Genomic DNA, 15,850 nt, shown 5'->3' on the forward strand with positions numbered 1-15,850 from the left:
GTAGAGAAGGGGAGAGAGATAATGGCCCATTGTCACGGATGCAGTGTTCAAATTGATATACCGGAAGGCGCACGGAAACTTGTTTTGGCTGGAAATCCAAACGCCGGGAAATCCGTATTTTTTAACTATTTAACCGGAATGTATGTTGATGTTTCAAATTATCCGGGGACGACTCTGGAAATTTCATCAGGCCGTTATAAAGAGGATGTAGTTATTGATACGCCGGGGGTTTATGGTATTTCTTCTTTTAATGATGAGGAAAGCGTAGCCCGGGATGTGATTTTAGATGCTGATGTCATCATTAATGTAGTGAATGCTGTTTATTTAGATCGTGACCTATTCCTAACCCAGCAAGTGATTGATACAGGGATACCCGTTATTGTGGCGTTAAATATGGTGGATGAGGCGGAAGCTCAAGGGGTTAAGATTGATGTTGCCAAGTTAAGCGAGCGTTTAGGTGTTCCCGTTGTTCCAACGGTAGCGATTCGGCGAAAAGGCATGGAAGAGCTTATGCAAAAAATTGCAGAAGCTGCCCCAGGACAGATTGACACGTCTCTGAAAGCAAAACTTACAGAGTTAACACAGCAAGGCGTTCCCCAGGCTGAGGCCTTATTGATCCTTGAAGGTGATCCTATTGTTGCTGAATATTATGGGCTTAAGCCGATGAATTTACGGGAAGAAGTTTACCAGGAGCGCCGTCAGCGCGTTAATAGCATTGTAAACGAGGTTGTACAGGAAGAAAATAAAGGTGCGCGCTTCAGCCAGTTTTTAAGCCGAATTATGATTAAACCGCTCACAGGAATTCCCATTCTCTTCGTTATACTTTATGCCATGTATCAATTAATTGGGGTATTCGTAGCAGGAACCGTTGTTGGTTTTACCGAAAAAACGGTTATGCTTGGCTATTTTGAACCGTTTGTTCGCTCAGTTGTAGGAATGGTTATCAATCAAGCTTCAGTACTTGGAACCATTTTAATCGGTGATTATGGACTTTTAACCATGACTTTTACCTATGTTTTTGGCTTACTCCTCCCGTTAGTTATCGGGTTCTATTTTATCCTTTCCCTGTTCGAAGATTCAGGGTATTTACCACGGATTGCAACGTTAGTTGACCGTGTTTTGACCAGTATCGGACTCAATGGACGGGCGATCATTCCGCTGATCCTTGGACTGGGTTGTGTGACGATGGCGACTATTACGACGCGTCTCCTTGGAACAGATAGAGAAAAGCGGATTGCAACCTTCCTATTGGGTTTGGTGATTCCTTGTTCGGCACAGCTTGGGGTTATCGCGGGAATGCTTGCCGGTGTTGGCCCGGTTTATGTCGCTCTTTACAGCGCGGTAATTCTTGCAGTTTTTGTCTTAGTCGGAACCGTGATGAATACAATGTTAGCCGGCAAATCTTCAGATCTGTTGATTGATCTGCCTCCACTGCGTTTTCCGCGTTTGGGCAATGTAGTAACAAAAACATGGACGAAGTCGATTATGTTTATTAAGGAAGCTTTTCCGCTGTTTGCTTTAGGCGCATTTATCATTAGTGTATTCCAAGTCAGCGGGATTCTTGATTTTCTGCAGAATCTCCTAGCTCCGTTGACCGTAAGCTGGCTTGGCCTGCCGAGGGAATCTGCGACAGCCTTTATTATGGGGATTGTGCGCCGTGATTTCGCTGCTGCCGGTCTTGCGGATATACCGATGACTTCAATCCAAACGGTTGTTTCGTTAATTACAATTACACTTTTTGTTCCTTGTATTGCTTCGATCTTGGTTATGTTCAAAGAACGCTCCAAGAAAGAAGGTGCCCTGATGTGGTTAAGTACTTGGGTTATTGCTTTCCTAATCGGGGGAACAGTAGCTCAGCTTGCAAATCTAATCGGTACAGCGACATCTTCCCAGATCCTTTTCATTGGAGGAGTATTCTGGGGAATAGTGATCGCGATCATATTCGTAATGAAAGCATATCAACGCAGAATTAAAGATCAAATTAAAGGAGACAGCGCCTTGGCTGCGAAAGGGGTGGCGTAAAAATGTTCTGGTCAAAAAAAGAGAAGGCGGAGAAGGAGATCAACCTTGCGAATAATGACCATGGAGCGTGTTGTCATTCAGCTCAAACGTGTCCCCGCTGCGGTTATCCGATCGAAGGATTAATGCTCGTTTGCCCGCGCTGCAGGGAGGAACTGCCGCGAGGCTGTTCTGGGAATTGTTCAGCGTGTGGAAAGTAACTAATACATAGGGACTGAAGCTTAAGTGCTTTAGTCCCTTTCTTTTTTATTCTTCAATAATGCTGAATAAAACAGCATATAAAAGCTAAAAAGTGCAAAAATAACAGTACAAAGCTGCATATAAAATGGTATAATGGGGCAGAGGGGGTGTTGTAAATGTTTGCTGAGGAACGTCAAGAGCAAATCCTTTCTAAGGTAAGATCATTGGGAAGGGTATTTGCAAAGGAACTTGCAGAGGATTTTCAAGTGTCCATTGATACGATTCGCCGAGACCTCACAACAATGGAAGAAAAAGGTCTTCTCAAAAGAACTCATGGAGGAGCTGTACCTCTATCCAAAGTCAGAAGATTTCCGATGGATGACCGAATTCGATACAGTGAGGGAACAGAGCACCAAAACGCGGTCGCACAATTAGCAGCAGCTTACATAGAACAGGGCGACACTCTATTTATAGGTGGGGCCAGTATTCACTATATCTTGCTGAAATACTTGCCTGTTGATCGGGATTACACTGTTATTACTAATTCTCTCGTTATTGCCGAAAAGCTTAAATCGTACAACAATATTGAAACCTATATTGTCTGCGGAAAAGTGAAAAGTGAGGAGGGGATTGTTGATCCGTTAGCAACGGAATTTATAAAGACCTTGCGGATTGATACGGCTTTTATAACGGGTGGAGGAATTTCTGCAAAACACGGCTTAAGCAGTTCAACCCCGGAAGGCGCTATTTTTCAACGTGCTGTGGCAGAAGTCTCGCGTCAAACGATTTGCCTGATGAATTTTGACAAAGTAGGAACGGAATTCTTTGTTAAAACGATGGATTTAAAGGATTTAGAGGTTGTCATTACGGATTGGGAAGCTCCGGATGAGGAAATTGAAAAAATTAAACAGTTAGGTGTTAAAGTCTTAATCGCAAAAGAAAATTAAAAAAGGCAGAGATGAATGATGAAGGTTAAATTTTATGAATCAACCCGAGAGTATTTTGAGAAACAGGATGAATTTGATCGTGCGCTTAAGCACGTTCTCGAAAAGGGGAATTTTATCCTCGGTGACCAGGTTGCTCAATTAGAAAACGGAATTCAAGAATATTGTCAGGCGAAATATGCTGTAGGGGTAGCGTCGGGAACCGATGCACTAATCATAGCTTCAGATATTCTTGGGTTTAAGGATGGAAAAGAAGTTATTACTTCACCATTTACATTTCTGGCTTCAGCGTCTTGTATCACAAAGCATAGAGGACGTCCTGTTTTTGTAGATATTGATGAAGAGACATTTTCAATTGATGTAAATAAAGTTGAAGAAAAGATTACCTCAAATACAGTAGGAATTCTTCCAATTCACTTGTTTAATCAGATGGCAGACATGGACCGGATCATGGATATTGCAGATAAGCATCGGCTCAGAGTGCTGGAAGACGCAGCTGAAGCCTTCGGCATGAGATGGAAAGGGATGGGCCGCCAATATAAACACTCGGGAACAATTGGTGATTTTGGAGTGTTTTCATTTTTCCCGACGAAAACTCTTGGGGGATACGGCGACGGCGGGATGATCATTACCAATAATGAGGAGCTTGCCCGAAAGGCGAAACAGTATCGAGTTCATGGTGCTTCAAAGAAATACTTTTATGATAATGTTGGGTACAATTCACGCTTGGATACCCTTCAAGCCGCTATATTGCTGATTAAATTAAAATATATTGATGAAGCCATTCGCAAGCGGGAGAACATTGCCCGTCTCTATATGGAGCGGTTAAGCGGCTGTGAGAATATCAGGTTTCCTAAGATTAAAGGAGAGCAAAAGTCCGTTTATTATGTGTTTAATATATTGGCTGAAAGACGGGATGAACTTGCAGCATATTTGACAGAAAATGAAATTGGGTACAGCATCTATTATCCGCGCCCTCTTCATGTTCAGGAGTGTTTTAAGGATTTAGGCTACAAAAAAGGAGACTTTCCGGTCGCGGAGAGGGCAGCCAATGAGATCATTGCTCTTCCGATCTATCCTGAAATTACAACAGATGAGGTAGAGTATATCTGCGAAAAGATTAATGCCTTTTATAAAAACTAAAAAGCGAGTTAGAAAGGAATTTAAGATCATGTATAAAAAAATACCTTTTTCCCCGCCGGATATCAGCGAAGAAGAAATTGCTGCTGTTTCAGAAGTTCTAAGGTCCGGATGGATTACGTCCGGTCCCCAAACAGCTCAATTTGAGCAAGAATTAGCGGATTACAGCGGCACGGAATATGCGGTAGCCTTGAATAGTGCAACTGCAGGCATGGAACTCATTTTAAAGGTTTTAGGCATAGGCGGAGAGGATGAAGTCATAACAACGCCTTATACCTATGCAGCAACTTCAAATGTGCTTGTTCATCGAGGCATAAAGCCAACGTTTGTGGATACTAAGAGAGACAGTTTTCTCATTGACGAACAAAAGATTGGCGAGGCAATTACACCGAAAACGAAGGCGATTATGACGGTGGATATTGCAGGAGCGCCTGTTGATTATGATGCAATAAGGAAAGTCCTGAAAGCTAAAAATCGTGAAGATATTACGCTGATTTCTGACTCTGCTCACTCCTTTGGCGCAGTCTATAAGGGACAGAAGGTTGGAGGACAGATGGATTTTCATGTTTTCTCCTTTCATGCGATAAAGAACCTGACAACGGCAGAAGGAGGAGCAATTACTTATAACGACAACAGCTTTCACGGCAAGGATAACTTGTTTAAGGAATTTAAATATACTTCCTTGCAAGGCCAAACCAAGGATGCCTTCTCGAAAATGCAGGCGGGTGCATGGAAATATGATATCTTAACGGATGGCTTTAAATGCAATATGACGGATATCATGGCAGCAATCGGACGGGTTCAACTTCAACGGTATGAAGAGATGCTTCAAAAAAGGGCGGAACTTCATAAAGTTTACAGTCAGATTTTAGGACCAAAAGAATGGGCGGTTCTTCCCCTTGAAAAAAACGATGAAGTACAAACCAACTACCATTTATATACCTTAAGACTAAAGGGCTTCAGTGAAGAACAAAGAAATCGGGTTATTCAAAAAATGGGCGAAAAAGACATTGCTACCAATGTACACTTTATGCCGCTGCCGATGTTTACACTCTATAGGAATCTTGGCTATCGCATTGAAGATTATCCCAATGCCCATGCTCAGTACGCAAATGAAATTACCCTGCCGTTGTATTCAAAGCTCTCTTTGGATGATGCCGAGTATGTAGCAAAAGAGCTTATCGCGTGTATTGAAAAGAATTAAAAAATCACAGGCAATTCAATTTGAATTAGCCTGTGATTTTTTATTCTCCCAACCTAGCTTCCGATAAAGGTAAGGAATTCCGAGGGAGACCCAGAGACCCGTTAAGCAATAGACAGGGAGGTGGAGAAAAAGAAACCGATGAGTCAACGGTGAAAAAACGAGAATCCAGACAGCAAGGCCAATCATGCCAAGGCTGGTTTTAAAAAGAGATAGTTTAAAGGGAGTCCGTTCTTGGTAATCAAGATATTGATCTTCAAGAAAATAGCCAGACGTAAAGCCGATTAGAAAACCAATCAGTTGAAGGCCTTCTTTTGTATGGTAAAACGATAGGGCAAGCAATGGAAGAGCAATAGATAAGATAAGTTTGAGCGGTAAAGAAAAAGGGATTTTAAAAAGACGCTGATCGATTTGTGTAAATCCAAGGACAAGAAAAATACCCAGCGCAAACCCGCCTAGTACATCCATAGGCCAATGGACTCCGAGATAGAGCCTTGAAAAGCCGATGCCCAAGATTACAAGGACACTCCAGAATTTCCACTTAAAATCCTTCAGACGGGTCAAAATATAGGGGTAGAAAGTGGCTGCAGCCTGGCTATGTCCGCTCGGAAAAGAATATCCAGTAGCTGAGGAGATATATAGGGAACGAATTCCCGGCTGACCGATAGGACGAGCAAAGTGCAATGTATCTTTAAGCCACGAGTTTACAGTCAAGGAGAAGAGGAGCAAAACCCCTAAACGAAATCCAAACCGCTTGTCAATATTCCAAAAAAGAATGGCAAAAAGAAAAATATAGACAGGGACACTTCCCACAAAGCTGAGTAAGATGAAGAACCCATCCCAAAACGGATTATGCCATCCTTGAATAATTTGATAGAATTCTAACATTGCTTAGGAATGATGACCGCAGCCGCAGTTTGGACCATGAACATGGTCATGATCGCTATGATCATGAGTTTTTTTCTTGGTTTCGCGTAAGAGCTGATCCATCAGATGACGTGTATGGGAGAGCGGTTGTTCTTGAATATCTTGGGCGGTTTTCATGATTTGACGAATTTCTTCGGAAGACATTCCGAATTCTTTAGCATCGGTAACTGCAGCACGTAAAGCTGCCAAGGCATTTGTTGCAACAGCAGCAGAAATTTGTACAGCTAATAAAGTATGGGTATCGAGTTCCATCATTTTCCTCCTGTTTTTTGATTAAGATTACTATACCATAAAGACAAAACCGGGGCAAAAGGGAAGCTGTTCTTTGTTCGGATGAAGCGGCATTTTACCCGTTGTCCGGAGTATGATAGACTTAAGTTATTGTTATTCAGTGATTGTTTATTTAAGGAAGGAAATTGTTATGATGGCCAAAAATATAATTGTCGTGGGGGCAGGGGCGGCGGGATTAATGGCTGCTGGACAGGCCTCTTTCGAAGGGGCAAAGGTCTTGCTCCTCGAAAAGAAGGAAAAACCCGGCCGTAAAATTGCTATTTCCGGTAAAGGCCGGTGCAATTTAACGAATAATGAAAACGTTTCGGATTTTATTCGCAACTATCCGGGAAACGGGCGTTTTTTGCACGGGATCCTGCGTGAATTTGATAATGTAAGGTTGCGGGAATTCTTTGCTCACTATGGTGTAGAAAGCAAGGTTGAACGAGGCGGAAGGGTCTTTCCCGTTTCTGATGATGCAGAAGCAGTTGTCCGCGCGCTCGTGCAATTTATAAAGGAAGCAAGCGTTGAAGTAAGAACGAACCAGACGGTACAGGAAATTCTCGTTAAGGAAGGAAATATTGAGGGAGTTGCTCTCAGTAATGGAGCTCACCTTCAAGCGGGTGCAGTGATCGTCTGCACCGGAGGCGCTTCTTACCCTGGAACGGGTTCAACTGGCGACGGTTACCGTTTTGCTGAGAAAATAGGGCATCATCTTATTCCGCCAAGAGCATCGTTAGTTCCGCTGAGGACGGTAGAAGCCTGGGTTAAAGAAGCACAGGGATTATCCCTGCGCAATGTTGAGGCTTCTTTATGGTATGGAGGCAAAAAACAGAGATCCGAGTTCGGCGAAATGCTATTTACTCATTTTGGAGTCTCAGGACCAATTATACTCACGTTAAGCCGTTGGGCAGGCGAAGCCTTAATTAAGGGTGAAAAGGTTGAGCTTCGTATTAATCTTAAACCGGCTCTGTCTTTCGAACAGCTTGATCAACGGCTGCAAAGGGATTTCCAAAAATTCAGCAACAAGCAATTTAAGAATGCCTTAGATGAACTTTTACCCCAAAGTTTAATTCCAGTGATCATCAAGCTATCGCAGATTCCGTCTGAGCGTGTGGTTCATCAGATCACCCGTGAAGAAAGGAAACGCTTGGTGCAGCTTTTGCAAGGTTTAAAACTAACAGTTGTTGAAACGCTTCCTATTGCCGCGGCAATTGTGACAGCCGGAGGAGTGGACACTAAAGAAATTGATCCGAAAACTCTATCATCGAAGCTCATTCATGGACTCTATTGGGCCGGGGAAGTTGTTGATGTGGATGGAGTAACTGGCGGCTATAATTTGCAAGCCGCTTTTGCTATGGGTTATCGCGCCGGACGTGCAGCCGCAGGGTTTGTTCAAAGTTAGACGTCTGATTTAACGGATAAGCGCATAAACTGTTTTGAGGTGATAGGGTATGCGCTTATGGCGAAACAGATCATTTGGAAGAGCTTTTCGGAGACCAGATATTCGCAGATCTCATCTCCAAAGACCGGCTCAGGTTAAAAGAACGTTGGAGAACAGCTTCATTCGTTTTGTTGTCTTAATGGCTGTTCTTTTAGCTGTTGCCCAAATCGGGCTGGGATTAGCGGGAGATCCCGTGGATTCTTATCTTGCATTGGCCCGGAAAGTGGAAGCCCCTCCGCTTGATATTCAACCGACTTCCGGCCTGATTACACCTGAAACGAATGATGGAAAAGCACTGCAGACATGGAAAATAGCCCTGAAGGCGATACCCGCAGCGCCGGTTCGCGTGCTTCAAAACGGCAAACTTCTCGGGACCTTAAGCAAAGGACAATTGGAAATCAGTGTTCAAGCCGGAACGCTGCAGCTCGATGGCACAGCTTGCCCGCAAATAGTTCGCATTCAAGTTATCGGACGGGATAATAAACTTCAGGAGCCGCGATTAAATCAAACGTTAAGTCTTGAAAAGAATATACAAACTCTGCGTGTTACTCCTTGAAAAATAAACCATAAACCGCTATAATTCTATCAACATAATCATTGGATTATGTTGTGTAGTACGGGTCAAGAAACAGGGTTAACCGGAGGTTAAAATTTAATAAAGGAGGATGGTGGTACGGTGGATATGAATTGGAAAGACGCCGCTTCACGGGGTCTTTTTGTAGTTTTTTTAAATGAAAGGTGGAAATAACCTTGATTGCAGAAAGTAAAAAGGTGGCTCAGGCTGCACTGCGCATGGCAATGACGGAGAGCCGTGAAGAAGAAGCCCATTTAAAAGAGACCTATATTAAACATGGAATTAAAACAGTTGCCGTTGATTATGGCGGCGAATATATTAGTGCTGTTCGGAAGATCGTAGAGCGGGCTGTTGTTGCAGCAAAACGTGAAGGCGTGATTTTAGAGACGCATGTGGATGAAGGGGCAGTGGCTGGAGCAACTCGGGAAGCCTTAAGTCAAATTATGCCGAAGGCCATGGGCTTGAATATCGGTGGGAAAATTGGAATTGCCCGCCGGGATGAACATTTGAGTGTCGCTGTATTCTTTGGTGTCGGGCTTTTACATTTGGATGAGGTTGCAGTGGGACTGGGGCATCGCGCCGCCCCAAAAGATAATTAGGGGTGATAATATGGTTAGAGGAATCCGCGGCGCAATTACGGTAGATGAAAATACGGTGGAGCAAATCGAAAAGGCAACACAGGAAATGTTGGAACTTATCATTAAGGAAAATGCCCTTGCTTTAGAAGATATCAGCAGCGCACTTTTTACGGTGACCCCTGATTTGAATGCAGCTTTTCCTGCAGCAGGGGCACGGGCGATCGGCTGGAGCACAGTACCCTTGATGTGCTGTACGGAAATTCCTGTGCAAGGAGCGCTGCCGTACTGTATTCGAGTATTATTGCAGGTTAATACGGATAAGACACAGCAAGAGATTCACCACGTTTATTTGCGGGATGCGGTTCAATTACGGCAGGATCTAAGCTGTTAGGCTTAGATAAAAAGCATACTTAATACTAAATTGCTTAAAAAATGTAGGATGGTAGTTAGGGAGGAGTAAGAATATGATTATCGTTTTAAAGCATGGTGCGAGTGAGGCGGAAATTCAGGAAATTAATGACCGGCTTATTCAGGAAGGATTTAAGATTCATCTTTCCGAAGGGGTTGAAAAGACAATCATTGGCGCAGTGGGTGACCGCAGCCGTTTGGAAGGTTTGGATTTAGAAGCATTGCCTTGGGTAGAGAAAGTCGTTCCTATTTTAGCCCCGTATAAATTAGTAAGCCGGGAATTTCACCCCTCGGATACAGTTATTAAAATTGGCGAGCGTGAAATTGGAGGATCACAGATTCACGTCATGGCAGGACCGTGCAGCGTGGAAAGTCGTACTCAGATCATGGAAACAGCGCATGCAGTCAAGGAAGCGGGAGCGACCTTTTTACGAGGCGGTGCGTTTAAACCAAGAACTTCTCCCTACGCTTTTCAAGGATTAGAGGAGGAAGGGCTTAAACTTTTGGCAGAAGCCAGGGAAGAAACCGGACTGCCTGTGATTACTGAAGTTGTTGATCTCAGGGATGTTGAATTAGTGGCTTCTTATGCAGATATTCTCCAAATTGGAGCTCGGAATATGCAGAACTTCAATCTTTTAAAGGAAGTGGCCAAGACGGATCGTCCCATTATGCTGAAACGGGGCCCTTCAGCGACCTTAGAAGAATGGATGCTTGCTGCTGAATATATTTTAGACGGCGGCAATCCCAACGTCATGTTCTGCGAACGAGGGATTCGTACATTTGAGAATTATACGAGAAACACTCTGGATCTTAGCATGGTTCCGGCGCTTCATACACTCTCGCATCTTCCTGTCATTGTTGACCCGAGTCATGGTACCGGCCGTTGGCAGCTTGTCGCTCCTATGGCTCAAGCGGCGATTGCGGCCGGAGCAGATGGACTGATCGTTGAAGTTCATCCTCATCCGGAAAAAGCACTTTCAGATGGAAAACAATCATTAACACCTCCAAATTTCCAAACGATGATGTCAGATCTTGAGAGAATTGCAAAGGTGTTTGATCGATCCATTCTTAAGGGAGGGGCTCAGTGATGGAGGAGGTATTTCTCAGTTCAGGTTGGCTGGGAGAGAGAAAACCTCATGCTTGGGTCATCGGACTCGGTTTAATTGGGGGTTCTTGGGCGGCGACGTTATCCCGTCTGGGTTGGAAGGTGAGTGCATTGGATTCGCAGCCCGAATCCTTGCGTTGGGCAGAAGCCCAGAATTGGATTGAAGGAGGAAGAACAGACTGGCCGGAGAGGATTGAGGCTGATCTGGTGATTTTAGCTCTCCCGATCCAGCTGATCAGCGAAGGTTTAACTCGTGTTCTTGAACGGGTCAGCGAGGGCGCGATTATTACCGATGTCGGGAGTATCAAAACCGAAGTATGTTTAAGCGATGTTGAAAGACATCATGTTTACTTTATCGGCGGACATCCTATGGCAGGGTCGGAAAAGTCCGGAGTACAGTCGGCTCACGCAGAACTGTTTCGGAATTATCCTTATGTACTTGTCCCCCGCGAGAACAGTCCGCAGCCTGTTGTTAAAAAACTTGAGTCTCTTCTTCATCAAATCGGGGCGAAGGTTGTTCAACGTACACCTGAGGAGCATGACCGGCAAGTGGCTTTAGTAAGTCATCTCCCGCATATGTTTGCAGTGGCTTTAACTTTGTCTATCCTCGAAGAATCACCTTTTGAAACTTCGGCAATCGAGCTTGCAGGACGAAGTTTTCGGGAAATTACCCGAATTGCTGACAGTTCCCCGGAAATGTGGCAAGAGATATTGATTCGGAATGCTCCTGCGGTTTTATCCTCTTTAAACGTTTGGCAGGATAAAATGAATGATCTTAAAATTTGGCTGGAACAAAAAAATGGAGAAGCGATTGCAGACGCGTTTCGTAAAGCGCATTCGGTGCGACAGGGCTTAGGAGGTTAATCATTGATGACCGCAACAGAAGGAATTTTTATTGATCCCCAAAATAAAGTTCGCGGTGAGATTACAGTTCCCGGGGATAAATCAATTTCTCATCGGGCTGCTCTTTTTGGCGGAATGGCTCAGGGGGATACACATATTACGAATTTTCTCCCGGGGCAGGATTGTTTAAGTACTCTTGCTTGTCTTCAAAAGCTAGGGGTAACATGGGAACGACATGAAACTGAGGTTTGGCTTCAGGGGCAAGGAGTCGATAACTGGGTTGAGCCGCAAGATGTTCTCGATGTGGGAAATTCAGGAACAACTTTCCGGCTTCTCTCTGGAGTTCTAGCTGGCAGTCCTTTTGCTTCGACCTTAACGGGAGATGAATCCATTCGAAAACGGCCTATGAAGAGGGTTACAGGGCCGCTCATGCAAATGGGAGCCCGTGTCTTGGGGCGTCAGGACGGAAATTTTGCGCCCTTAACGATTCGGGGCGGGAATTTAGCAGGGCGTTCCTTCACAACTTCGGTTGCTTCAGCTCAAGTGAAGTCAGCAATCCTTCTAGCCGGTCTTCGTGCAAATGGAGAGACGATAGTGCGCGAACCTGCTCTTTCCCGAGATCATACAGAGCGGATGCTTCGCGGTTTTGGAGTTGAGGTTTGGAGTGAAGGAACCCAAGCCAAAGTCATTGGGGGGGCACAATTAAAGGCTCGGGATGTATCTGTTCCCGGTGATATCTCATCGGCCGCATTTTTCCTTGTTCTTGGAAGCCTAGCTAAAGAAGGAGAATTGCTGATCCGGGAAGTCGGGGTAAATCCAACGCGGACAGGAATTCTGGAGGTTCTGCAAAAAATGGGAGCCGATATTCAATTGGAGAATATCAGTGAGATTTGCGGAGAACCGAGGGCCGATTTGCGTGTGAAGCCCTCTGACCTTCAGGGAATAGAAATCGGCGGGGACATCATTCCCCGGTTGATTGACGAGGTTCCTGTTATTGCCGTTGCAGCTTGTCTGGCAAAAGGTGAAACGGTCATCCGTGACGCTTCCGAGCTCCGGGTTAAGGAGTCGGATCGCATTAAAACGGTCGTTGAAGGATTAAAAGCGCTGGGAGCAGATATTGAAGAACTCCCTGATGGCATGAGGATTATGGGCAAGCCCAAACTTTTAGGGGGAAGAGCTCAAAGTCATAATGATCATCGTTTAGCAATGGCATGGGCTATCGCCGGACTCCTTTCTGAAAATGGAGTAAGCCTTGAGGGAATTGAGGCTGCACTCGTTTCTTTTCCGGGATTTTTCCCGCTCATCGAGCAAGTGACACGTGTTCTATAAAAGTGGTGAAGTCTGCTCTTGTTTGTCCTCATTGCGGGGCAAAACTCAAATTGAGTTTAATCGAAAATCTTGATTCTTTTCTAAACAAAAAGAAGTTTACGACGAATTGCGTAAGCTTCTTTTTGCTTAAAGGCTAATCTTGGAATCTCAGTAATCGCTTATCTAGTCATTAGCGACTGGATAACGAACAGCGGCATCGAAAAGAAGATGATCCTCATCTTTTTCCATTCGAACCATTCCAATGATTCCTGGATCGCCCAGATCTTTTAAATAATCATTTATGAAGTATTGATAGGCCCGTTCATCCCACGGATTGGCAAAGGCTTGAACGGTACTCAGGTATAAGTCAATCGGTATCTTTAAATGACGATGAAAGATTTGAAGCGTCATAGCCGAGGATGCTTCTTCCTGAATAGAATCGTGATTATTCATCGCGAGATCCCCCTCGAATTTAAATCTCTGTCAATTCTATGTTAGTATATACTCAGTTAAGGATTAGCACTCCTCAAATATAATCAAGAATGATTTAATTAAAAAAGAATAGATATTAAAGAAATTTTAACTAAACCTTGTCAGAGGTATATTAGAGGAGAATAAAGGAGACCAATATGGAAGAAAAAGATCAAAACCATTCTAATCAAGATTATTTAGATAGAGACAAAGAAAATCTTTTTCAGAACTCGGCTGAGGAACAGGAAAAGGCGAACAAAGATGAGGAAGAGGAAACTATAATTCAAATGAAGCGGCACCTGGGATGGATTGATCTTATCATTGTTTTGGCAGGGATGATTATTCTTTTTCTAGGATTAGGACTGGTATTCGGTTGGATATCGAGACTCTGGCCTCATGAAAAAATACTGCTTTATGCTAATGGATTTCTGACCCAGTTCATGTTTTTTATCATGCTTATTTTTTTGCGTTTTGTTCGTAAATGGAAATGGTCGGATTTTGGATGGAGGAAAGTGGACCGGGAGCTGTTTATGGGGAGCGTTCTCAAGGTCTATGGCATAACTTGGCTTTTGAATCTAGTGTATGGTGCCTTTCTCCTCCAAAGGGGGTTTACACCCCCCGAAACCGATGTCTATTCTCAGCTTTTAGGACATGCAACACCTGTGACTTTTATCCTCAATTTACTGCTTACTGGCTTGCTTGCTCCGATTTTTGAGGAGACGCTCTTCCGAGGAGTGATCTTCGGGGGACTGCAATCATATTTTGGCAAAATAACCTCGGCTGTTTTGAGCGCGATTATTTTTTCGGCATTGCATTTTCAAATGTATGGCTTTTTCCCCCGTTTCATTTTAGGACTCGCTTTGGCCTACTTGTATGAAAAACACCAATCGCTTTATCCTTCAATGACCATGCACTCCCTTAATAATGTCGTGGCCTTGATGCTGGTCACTGTATCCGGAGGATACTAAAAGTCAGGCTTAAATTATGGTGAGATTGTTTAGGTTTTAAATATTATGATATAATAAATATCCGAGGATTATCCGAAAAACGTTTTTATCGAGGGAGCAGACGTGAAAAAAAATTTACAGATCGCTATCGACGGACCTGCAGGGGCTGGTAAAAGTACCATCGCGAAAGCAATAGCTAAGCGCTTGGGTATTTTTTATGTGGATACCGGGGCAATGTACCGTGCGATTGCGTTAAAAAGCCTGCGTTTAAATATTCCAGTGGATCACGAAGAAGAAGTAGGACACATGGTTCAGCAGACGGAAATAGAGTTGGATCATTCTGAGGAGCGACGCGTTTTTTGCGATGGACAAGATGTCACTGAAGCGATCCGCAGTCCTGAAGTTTCCCGGAAGGTATCTACGATTGCAGCCTATCCTGTGGTTCGTCAGCGTTTAGTTCAGCTCCAGCGCCAGGAAGCTAAACGTGGTGCAGTCATTATGGATGGACGGGATATTGGAACCTTTGTGCTGCCTGAAGCCGATCTTAAAATATTTTTAACCGCTTCGATCGAGGAAAGAGCCCATCGACGTTGGCGGGAACTTCTTAAGGCAGGCAAAGAAGTTCCTGTCAATGAAGTGAAACAGGATATGGAAAAGCGGGACAGGCAGGATACAGAACGTGAGGCATCTCCGCTTCAGCCTGCACATGATGCACTCATTCTTGATACGACGGAATTGACGATTGAAGAAATCGTCGATCGGATTATTGCTTTAACAGATCGTCTTTAAGGAGGGTCTTATGAGTTTATATAATCTTGCCAAAGGATTATTCCGTTTTCAGTTCAGACTGATGGGCTGGAAAATCCGCGGTTTAGAGAATTTACCTCATGAAGGGCCGGTAATCCTTGCCATTAACCATGTTAGCTTATGGGATCCGGTCGTGGCTGCAAGCAGTATCCCTCGCCAGGTTTCATATATGGCGAAAGAGGAACTCTTCTCCATTCCTCTCTTAGGACCTATTATCCGCAGATTGGGTGCTTTTCCCGTTAAAAGAGGGCAGGGAGATATGAGCGCGATCCGGCAGTCGCTGAAAGTGCTTAAAGATCAAAAAGTTTTAGGCCTGTTTCCAGAAGGCAAGCGTTCTAGGACGGGTGAGCTTCAAAAAGGGCTGCCTGGCATTGCCCTGCTTATGGAAAAGGGAAAGGCAACAGTGGTCCCTATAAAAGTTTCAGGAACCAAAAACCTTTTAACCAAGGGCTGGGGAAAAATTGAGGTGGTCATCGGTTCCCCGCTTACTCCAGAGATGTTAAAGGCACCTGAAGGAGTTGAAAATCATCGGGAGTGGGTTACGAAAAAAATCATGGATGCCCTGAATTCGTTACATGAGTAATGTTTTATAATTAGCGTAAACTAGTTAAATACATATACATAATAGTTGTTATTCAACAGTTATGGCTCTTTGGAAGATGGCAATTTCACGCAGTATGAAGG

General features: G+C 44.1%; 18 protein-coding genes. 15 read left to right on the plus strand and 3 right to left on the minus strand.

Annotation, left to right across the window (positions count from 1 at the left end):
- Positions 1-21 precede the first annotated feature (21 nt).
- The 5 genes from feoB to ACHOLT_RS10470 all read left to right on the plus strand — a co-directional run bounded on the left by feoB (position 22) and on the right by ACHOLT_RS10470 (position 5,487).
- Positions 22-2,022, plus strand: coding sequence for a ferrous iron transport protein B (feoB, locus tag ACHOLT_RS10450; protein WP_425800366.1), 2,001 nt, complete (start codon positions 22-24; stop codon positions 2,020-2,022).
- Positions 2,023-2,024: 2 nt separating this feature from the next.
- Positions 2,025-2,219, plus strand: coding sequence for a hypothetical protein (locus ACHOLT_RS10455; RefSeq protein WP_425800368.1), 195 nt, complete (start codon positions 2,025-2,027; stop codon positions 2,217-2,219).
- 156 nt (positions 2,220-2,375) lie between these two features.
- Positions 2,376-3,146: a DeoR/GlpR family DNA-binding transcription regulator gene (locus tag ACHOLT_RS10460; RefSeq protein ID WP_425800370.1), complete on the plus strand. Its 771-nt coding sequence runs from the start codon at positions 2,376-2,378 to the stop codon at positions 3,144-3,146.
- Between the two features lie 18 nt (positions 3,147-3,164).
- A complete protein-coding gene (locus ACHOLT_RS10465; protein ID WP_425808002.1) occupies positions 3,165-4,286 on the plus strand; it encodes a DegT/DnrJ/EryC1/StrS family aminotransferase in 1,122 nt (373 codons plus the stop codon).
- A gap of 28 nt (positions 4,287-4,314) precedes the next feature.
- Complete coding sequence (locus tag ACHOLT_RS10470) at positions 4,315-5,487, plus strand: DegT/DnrJ/EryC1/StrS family aminotransferase (RefSeq protein ID WP_425800372.1); 1,173 nt, start codon at positions 4,315-4,317, stop codon at positions 5,485-5,487.
- A gap of 15 nt (positions 5,488-5,502) precedes the next feature.
- On the opposite strand, the gene ACHOLT_RS10475 is transcribed toward ACHOLT_RS10470, so the two are convergent.
- Together ACHOLT_RS10475 and ACHOLT_RS10480 are read right to left on the minus strand one after the other, a co-directional pair.
- The gene (locus tag ACHOLT_RS10475; protein WP_425800374.1) at positions 5,503-6,372 is read right to left on the minus strand and encodes a phosphatase PAP2 family protein; all 870 of its coding nucleotides are present in this window, start codon (positions 6,370-6,372) and stop codon (positions 5,503-5,505) included.
- 3 nt (positions 6,373-6,375) lie between these two features.
- A complete protein-coding gene (locus ACHOLT_RS10480) occupies positions 6,376-6,663 on the minus strand; it encodes a hypothetical protein (protein WP_425808004.1) in 288 nt (95 codons plus the stop codon).
- Between the two features lie 169 nt (positions 6,664-6,832).
- Between ACHOLT_RS10480 and ACHOLT_RS10485 the strand changes: the two genes are divergently transcribed.
- From ACHOLT_RS10485 to aroA, 7 genes are all read left to right on the plus strand, one after another.
- Positions 6,833-8,086 carry an NAD(P)/FAD-dependent oxidoreductase gene (locus ACHOLT_RS10485; RefSeq protein ID WP_425808006.1) on the plus strand — a complete coding sequence of 418 codons (1,254 nt, stop codon included), beginning with the start codon at positions 6,833-6,835 and terminating at the stop codon, positions 8,084-8,086.
- Positions 8,087-8,135: 49 nt separating this feature from the next.
- Positions 8,136-8,681: a hypothetical protein gene (locus ACHOLT_RS10490; RefSeq protein WP_425800376.1), complete on the plus strand. Its 546-nt coding sequence runs from the start codon at positions 8,136-8,138 to the stop codon at positions 8,679-8,681.
- Between the two features lie 194 nt (positions 8,682-8,875).
- Positions 8,876-9,298, plus strand: a complete 423-nt coding sequence (locus ACHOLT_RS10495) for a HutP family protein (protein WP_425800378.1) — start codon at positions 8,876-8,878, stop codon at positions 9,296-9,298.
- A 10-nt stretch (positions 9,299-9,308) separates the two neighbouring features.
- The gene (aroH, locus tag ACHOLT_RS10500) at positions 9,309-9,668 is read left to right on the plus strand and encodes a chorismate mutase (RefSeq protein ID WP_425800380.1); all 360 of its coding nucleotides are present in this window, start codon (positions 9,309-9,311) and stop codon (positions 9,666-9,668) included.
- A gap of 73 nt (positions 9,669-9,741) precedes the next feature.
- Complete coding sequence (gene aroF / locus ACHOLT_RS10505) at positions 9,742-10,773, plus strand: 3-deoxy-7-phosphoheptulonate synthase (RefSeq protein WP_425800382.1); 1,032 nt, start codon at positions 9,742-9,744, stop codon at positions 10,771-10,773.
- Complete coding sequence (locus tag ACHOLT_RS10510; protein ID WP_425808008.1) at positions 10,773-11,654, plus strand: prephenate dehydrogenase; 882 nt, start codon at positions 10,773-10,775, stop codon at positions 11,652-11,654. Before aroF ends, ACHOLT_RS10510 begins: the two co-directional genes overlap by 1 nt.
- A gap of 6 nt (positions 11,655-11,660) precedes the next feature.
- Entirely contained in the window at positions 11,661-12,962 is a 1,302-nt protein-coding gene (gene aroA / locus ACHOLT_RS10515) for a 3-phosphoshikimate 1-carboxyvinyltransferase (RefSeq protein ID WP_425808010.1), read from the plus strand.
- 162 nt (positions 12,963-13,124) lie between these two features.
- Here the strand turns inward: aroA and ACHOLT_RS10520 are convergent, their stop codons facing one another.
- Positions 13,125-13,394, minus strand: coding sequence for a hypothetical protein (locus tag ACHOLT_RS10520; RefSeq protein WP_425800384.1), 270 nt, complete (start codon positions 13,392-13,394; stop codon positions 13,125-13,127).
- Positions 13,395-13,570: 176 nt separating this feature from the next.
- Here ACHOLT_RS10520 and ACHOLT_RS10525 point away from each other — a divergent pair, with 176 nt between their 5' ends.
- The 3 genes from ACHOLT_RS10525 (at position 13,571) to ACHOLT_RS10535 (ending at position 15,749) form a co-directional block, all read left to right on the plus strand.
- Positions 13,571-14,380, plus strand: a complete 810-nt coding sequence (locus tag ACHOLT_RS10525) for a CPBP family intramembrane glutamic endopeptidase (protein ID WP_425800385.1) — start codon at positions 13,571-13,573, stop codon at positions 14,378-14,380.
- 102 nt (positions 14,381-14,482) lie between these two features.
- Positions 14,483-15,148 carry a (d)CMP kinase gene (gene cmk / locus ACHOLT_RS10530; protein WP_425800386.1) on the plus strand — a complete coding sequence of 222 codons (666 nt, stop codon included), beginning with the start codon at positions 14,483-14,485 and terminating at the stop codon, positions 15,146-15,148.
- A gap of 10 nt (positions 15,149-15,158) precedes the next feature.
- On the plus strand, positions 15,159-15,749 hold the full coding sequence (locus ACHOLT_RS10535) for a lysophospholipid acyltransferase family protein (protein ID WP_425800388.1): 591 nt from the start codon (positions 15,159-15,161) through the stop codon (positions 15,747-15,749).
- Positions 15,750-15,850 lie beyond the last annotated feature (101 nt).

This window comes from Desulfitobacterium nosdiversum, from assembly GCF_049860565.1.
GTDB classification, from domain to species: Bacteria; Bacillota; Desulfitobacteriia; order Desulfitobacteriales; family Desulfitobacteriaceae; genus Desulfitobacterium_A; species Desulfitobacterium_A nosdiversum.

Excerpts from the sequence above, each read along its gene's own strand:
- ACHOLT_RS10475 (WP_425800374.1), bottom strand. The coding sequence starts at position 6,372 with ATGTTAGAATTCTATCAAATTATTCAAGGATGGCATAATCCGTTTTGG.
- ACHOLT_RS10465 (WP_425808002.1), top strand. The coding sequence starts at position 3,165 with ATGAAGGTTAAATTTTATGAATCAACCCGAGAGTATTTTGAGAAACAG.
- ACHOLT_RS10470 (WP_425800372.1), top strand. The coding sequence starts at position 4,315 with ATGTATAAAAAAATACCTTTTTCCCCGCCGGATATCAGCGAAGAAGAA.
- ACHOLT_RS10535 (WP_425800388.1), top strand. The coding sequence starts at position 15,159 with ATGAGTTTATATAATCTTGCCAAAGGATTATTCCGTTTTCAGTTCAGA.
- ACHOLT_RS10480 (WP_425808004.1), bottom strand. The coding sequence starts at position 6,663 with ATGGAACTCGATACCCATACTTTATTAGCTGTACAAATTTCTGCTGCT.
- aroH (WP_425800380.1), top strand. The coding sequence starts at position 9,309 with ATGGTTAGAGGAATCCGCGGCGCAATTACGGTAGATGAAAATACGGTG.
- aroA (WP_425808010.1), top strand. The coding sequence starts at position 11,661 with ATGACCGCAACAGAAGGAATTTTTATTGATCCCCAAAATAAAGTTCGC.
- ACHOLT_RS10490 (WP_425800376.1), top strand. The coding sequence starts at position 8,136 with ATGCGCTTATGGCGAAACAGATCATTTGGAAGAGCTTTTCGGAGACCA.
- ACHOLT_RS10510 (WP_425808008.1), top strand. The coding sequence starts at position 10,773 with ATGGAGGAGGTATTTCTCAGTTCAGGTTGGCTGGGAGAGAGAAAACCT.
- aroF (WP_425800382.1), top strand. The coding sequence starts at position 9,742 with ATGATTATCGTTTTAAAGCATGGTGCGAGTGAGGCGGAAATTCAGGAA.
- ACHOLT_RS10520 (WP_425800384.1), bottom strand. The coding sequence starts at position 13,394 with ATGAATAATCACGATTCTATTCAGGAAGAAGCATCCTCGGCTATGACG.
- ACHOLT_RS10525 (WP_425800385.1), top strand. The coding sequence starts at position 13,571 with ATGGAAGAAAAAGATCAAAACCATTCTAATCAAGATTATTTAGATAGA.
- ACHOLT_RS10455 (WP_425800368.1), top strand. The coding sequence starts at position 2,025 with ATGTTCTGGTCAAAAAAAGAGAAGGCGGAGAAGGAGATCAACCTTGCG.
- ACHOLT_RS10485 (WP_425808006.1), top strand. The coding sequence starts at position 6,833 with ATGATGGCCAAAAATATAATTGTCGTGGGGGCAGGGGCGGCGGGATTA.
- ACHOLT_RS10460 (WP_425800370.1), top strand. The coding sequence starts at position 2,376 with ATGTTTGCTGAGGAACGTCAAGAGCAAATCCTTTCTAAGGTAAGATCA.
- feoB (WP_425800366.1), top strand. The coding sequence starts at position 22 with ATGGCCCATTGTCACGGATGCAGTGTTCAAATTGATATACCGGAAGGC.